At 73.6% G+C, this 4795-nt stretch carries 3 protein-coding genes; all 3 read right to left on the bottom strand.

Annotation, left to right across the window (positions count from 1 at the left end; genetic code table 11):
* Positions 1–53 precede the first annotated feature (53 nt).
* From DKT68_RS18210 to aceB, 3 genes are read right to left on the bottom strand one after another with little or no spacing between them, the layout of a single operon-like run.
* Complete coding sequence (locus DKT68_RS18210; RefSeq protein ID WP_109818612.1) at positions 54–1301, bottom strand: FAD-binding oxidoreductase; 1248 nt, start codon at positions 1299–1301, stop codon at positions 54–56.
* Positions 1301–2773 (bottom strand): FAD-linked oxidase C-terminal domain-containing protein, encoded by a 1473-nt coding sequence (locus DKT68_RS18205; RefSeq protein WP_109818611.1) that lies wholly within the window; start codon positions 2771–2773, stop codon positions 1301–1303. The genes DKT68_RS18210 and DKT68_RS18205 overlap by 1 nt, the downstream gene beginning before the upstream one ends.
* A 31-nt stretch (positions 2774–2804) precedes the next feature.
* A complete protein-coding gene (gene aceB / locus DKT68_RS18200; protein ID WP_109818610.1) occupies positions 2805–4388 on the bottom strand; it encodes a malate synthase A in 1584 nt (527 codons plus the stop codon).
* Positions 4389–4795: the final 407 nt, after the last annotated feature.

Genomic DNA, 4795 nt, shown 5'->3' with positions numbered 1-4795 from the left:
GCCGACCGGTGCCCGTCAGGTCGCGGGGGTCGGGCTGTTGGGGAACGGACATCTCAGATCCCTCCCACGAATCGGCCGGGGGCGAGCCGGGCGTCGGGGTCGAAGCGCTGCTTGACCCGACGCATCAGCGCCAGGGCGTCGACCGGCCCCCACAGGTCGACGCGGTCCCGCACGGCCCGGGGCGCGGTGAGCACCACGGCGTGCCCGCCGCCGGTGGCGCTCGCCGTCCGCAGCGCGTCGACCAGGTTGGCGACCCGCTCCGGCTCGGCCGTGCCGGGCAGGCCGGCGTAGAGCACCCCGACGCCGGCCGAGCCGCGCAGCGCGAGCGGCAGACCGGCCCGGTCGGCCGCCGCGCGGGCGTCGGCCAGCAGGCGCGGTACGCGGGACAGCGCGGCGGTGAGCTTCAGCCCGGTGTCCCCCTCCCGCCACGGGTACCGGCCCCAGCCGTCCGGCGGCTCGTCGGAGGCGGTGGCGTCGACGCCGAGCAGCCGGCGGGTCGCCTCCGCGCGGGCGGCCACCCCGGCCGCGGTGCCCTCCAGCAGCACCGTCACCGCCGCTCCCCCGCCGACCGGCACGTCCACCTCCAGCGCGGTGGGCACGAGCTGCGCGGCGCGTACCGTGCCGGCGAGCCGACCCGCCTCGGCCGGGTCGTCGGTCCGGCGGGTGACGTACGCGACCGCGGTTGGCAGCGGGTGCAGCCGGAACGCGCACTCGGTGATCAGCCCGAGGGTGCCGTACGCGCCGGTGACCAGCTTCGCGAGGTCGTAGCCGGCGACGTTCTTGACCACCTTGCCTCCGGCGTGCGCGACCACCCCGTCCGCGCGGACCAGCGTGACCCCGATGATCAGGTCGCGCACGGTGCCGTAGAGCATCCGGCGGGGGCCGCTGGCGTTGGTCGCGACCGCCCCGCCGACCGTGCCGCCGGGCAGGGGCGCGTCGAGGGCGAGCTGCTGGCGGGCGGCGGCCAGGGTGGCGGCCAGCTCGTCGAGGCGGGTGCCGGCCCGGACCACGGTGATCAGGTCACCGGCGGCGTGCTCGACCACCCCGGCGAGCGCGGTGGTGTCGAGGATCAGGTCGAGCCGCCGGGGCGGGCTCCCCCACGACTGCCTCGTGCCGGCGCCACGAACCGTCACCGCGAGGTCGAGGCCGGCGGCCGTCCGCAGCACGGCCGCCGCACCGGCGGTGTCGCGGGGTGTGGCGACGTAGCGCGCGGGCACCCCGGCGATCACGTCGTGCTCGCCGGCCGGCCGGACCTCCTCGGCGGCGGCGCGAAGCTTGTCGAGGACCCCGTCGGTGGCCATCAGAACGCCTCCGCCAGACCGGCCTCCTGCGCGGGGTGGACCCCCTTGCGCCGACCGGGGACCTCGCCGCAGAGCCGGGGCGTCGGGAACACCTTGCCGGGGTTCGCGAGACCGGCCGGGTCGAACGCGCAGCGCAGCAGCTGCATGGTGTCCAGGTCGTCGTCGGTGAACATGCGCGGCATGTACTTCGCCTTGTCCATGCCGACGCCGTGCTCGCCGGTGATCGACCCTCCGTGGCTGACGCAGAGGTCCAGGATGGCTCCGGAGACCTCCTCGGCGCGTTCGGTCTGCCCGTCGACGGCCGCGTCGAAGAGGACGAGCGGGTGCAGGTTGCCGTCCCCGGCGTGGAACACGTTGGCGACCCGGATGCCGCGTTCGGCGGAGAGTTCACCGATGCGGCGCAGCACCTCGGGCAGGGCGGTACGCGGGATCACCCCGTCCTGGACGATGTAGTCGGGGCTGATCCGCCCGACGGCGGCGAACGCGGACTTGCGGCCCTTCCAGAACAACGCCCGCTCGGCGTCGTCGGCGGCGATCCGGATCTCGAACGCCCGGTTGTCGCGGCAGAGCCGCACGACCTGGTCGAACTGGGCGGCCACCTCCGGTTCGGGGCCGTCCAGCTCGACGATGAGCACCGCGCCGGCGCCGGCCGGGTAGCCGCAGTGCACGGCCTCCTCGGCGGCGGAGATGGCGAGCGCGTCCATCATCTCCACCGCCGCCGGCACCACCCCCGCGGCGATGATCGCCGAGGTGGCCGCGCCAGCCTGGTCGGTGCCGTCGAAGGCGGCCAGCAGGGTGCGTACCGACTCGGGCAGCCGGGTCAGCCGCACGGTCACCTCGGTGGCGATGCCGAGGGTGCCCTCGGAGCCGACGAACGCGCCGAGCAGGTCGTAGCCGGGGGCGTCGGGGGCGCGGCCGCCGAGGCGTACCCGGTCGCCGTCGGGGGTGACCAGCTCGACGCCGGTGACGTGGTTGGTGGTGAAGCCGTACTTCAGGCAGTGGGCGCCGCCGGAGTTCTCCGCCACGTTGCCGCCGATGGAGCAGATCTGCTGGCTGGACGGGTCGGGCGCGTAGTACCAGCCGTGCGGGGCGGCGGCCCGGGTGACCGCCAGGTTGATCACGCCGGGCTGCACGACGGCCCGCTCGTCGGACGGGGCGACCTCCAGGATCTCCCGCATCTGCGAGGTGACGACGAGGACGCCGTCGGCGTGCGGCAGCGCGCCTCCGGAGAGCCCGGTGCCGGAGCCGCGGGCCACGAACGGCCTGCCGGCGGCGACGCAGGCACGGACCACGGCGGCGCACTGCGCGGCGTCGGCGGGGAGCGCGACGAGGGCCGGGACCACCTTGTACTGGGCCAGCCCGTCGCACTCGTAGGTGCGCAGCTGTTGCCGGTCGCTGATCACCCGGTCCGCGCCGATGGCGCCCCGCAGGGTGGTGGTGAGAGCGTCGAGGTCCGTTCCGGCTGTGCTCATCGCCCACCTCCGCGCGTCGGTCGGTCGTCGGTCAGGGCATCCGTTCGTACGCGGGCACGGTGAGGAAGTCGGCGAAGTCGTCGGCGACGGCGACCTCCATGAACAGCGCCCGGGCGGCGGCGTAGTCGTCCGGGTCGCCGGGGAGCTTGGCGATCTCCTCGTCGGCGATCCGCTCGACCAGTTCCCGGGTGACCCGGGCGCCGGTGTCGTCGAGGGTGACGTCGTTGTGCAGCCACTGCCACACCTGGCTGCGGGAGATCTCCGCCGTCGCGGCGTCCTCCATGAGGTTGAAGATGGCCACCGCGCCGGCGCCGCGCAGCCAGCTGGCCAGGTACTGCACGCCGACGCTGACCGCGTTGCGCAGACCGGTCTCGCTGTGCGGGCCCGGGGTGGCGTGCACGGAGAGCAGGTCGGCGGCGGTGACGCGGACGTCGTCGCGGGTGCGGTCGAGCTGGTTCGGCCGGTCGCCGAGCACCGCGTCGAACACCTCCCGGCAGATCGGCACCAGGTCGGGGTGGGCCACCCAGGAGCCGTCGAAGCCGTCGCCGGCCTCACGGGTCTTGTCGTCGCGGACCTTCGCCAGGGCGGTCTCGTTGACCTGCGGGTCGCGCCGGCTGGGGATGAACGCGGCCATGCCGCCGATGGCGTGGGCGCCGCGCCGGTGGCAGGTCCGCACCAGCAGTTCGGTGTACGCGCGCATGAACGGCACGGTCATCGTCACCGCGTTCCGGTCCGGCAGCAGGAAGTCGGCGCCCCGGGTGCGGAACTTCTTGATCACGCTGAACATGTAGTCCCACCGGCCGGCGTTCAGCCCGGCGGAGTGCTCGCGCAGCTCGTAGAGGATCTCGTCCATCTCGAACGCGGCCGGGAAGGTCTCGATCAGCACGGTGGCCCGGATGGTGCCGCGCGGGATGCCGAGCCGTTCCTGGGCGGCCAGGAAGACGTCGTTCCACAGCCGCGCCTCGAGGTGGCTCTCCATCTTGGGCAGGTAGAAGTAGGGCCCGGCGCCACGGTCGAGCTGCCGGCGGGCGCAGTGGAAGAAGTAGAGCCCGAAGTCGACCAGGCTGCCGGACGTGCGCTCGCCGTCGACCAGGATGTGTTTCTCGGTGAGGTGCCAGCCGCGTGGGCGTACGACGATGGTGGCCAGTTCGCCGTCGTGCAACGCGTACTGCTTGCCCTCGGCGGACGTGAAGGCGAGCTTGCCGTCGATGGCGTCGCGCAGGTTGAGCTGACCGGAGATGACGTTCTCCCAGAGCGGGGTGTTGGCGTCCTCGTGGTCGGCCAGCCATACCTTCGCCCCGGAGTTGAGCGCGTTGATGGTCATCTTCGCGTCGGTGGGGCCGGTGATCTCGACGCGGCGGTCGACGAGTCCCGGTGCCGGCTCGGCGACCCGCCAGTCGGTCTCGCGGATCTCCCGGGTCTCGGGCAGAAAGTCGAGCAGCCCACCGTCGGCCAGCTCGGCCGCACGCTGCCGCCGGAGGTCGAGCAGGTCCCGGCGACGCGGGTCGAACGCACGGTGGAGTTCGGCGAGGAACGCCAACGCCTCCGGGGTGAGGATCTCGTCGTACCGGGGGTGCATCGGGCCCGTGACCTCGACGCCGGCAGGGATCGTCATCGGCTCGCTCCTCACCATCACATGCGTGGCGATCGATCGGATGCGCTCCTGCCGACTGTAGTTCTCGCTGCTCCGGGCCGCGACCTGAGCGACGGCACAGTCGCCGGGAGCGGTCGACCCGGTGCGGCGAACGGCGCCTCACAGGCGGCGAGCGGCAGTTCGTCCCGCCCGCGCCGCAGAGAAGGGCCCGGGAGGGGCGGAACGCCGGCACCATCGAGCCCGCATATCCACCCCTGCGGCGACCCGTCCGTCGACCGCCGAAAGTTTCGGCCCCAGACCCAGCGCTGCCCCCCAGCTCACGCCACCGATTTCCGGAAGCATTCCGTCTTGACCCGGGACATCGACGGTCTTAATGTTTCGACCAGGTTTCCGGTTCTCGTCCGGAGCTGGCGGCGTCGCCCCCGGTC

Origin of the sequence: Micromonospora acroterricola, from assembly GCF_003172955.1 — a bacterium.
Taxonomy (GTDB): domain Bacteria; phylum Actinomycetota; class Actinomycetes; order Mycobacteriales; family Micromonosporaceae; genus Micromonospora; species Micromonospora acroterricola.
Note: the sequence above shows the minus strand (reverse complement) of the source record. Positions and strands in the feature narration are given on the sequence as shown.

Coding starts and splice junctions, on each gene's coding strand:
- DKT68_RS18205 (WP_109818611.1), bottom strand. CDS start 2,773: ATGAGCACAGCCGGAACGGACCTCGACGCTCTCACCACCACCCTGCGG.
- aceB (WP_109818610.1), bottom strand. CDS start 4,388: ATGACGATCCCTGCCGGCGTCGAGGTCACGGGCCCGATGCACCCCCGG.
- DKT68_RS18210 (WP_109818612.1), bottom strand. CDS start 1,301: ATGGCCACCGACGGGGTCCTCGACAAGCTTCGCGCCGCCGCCGAGGAG.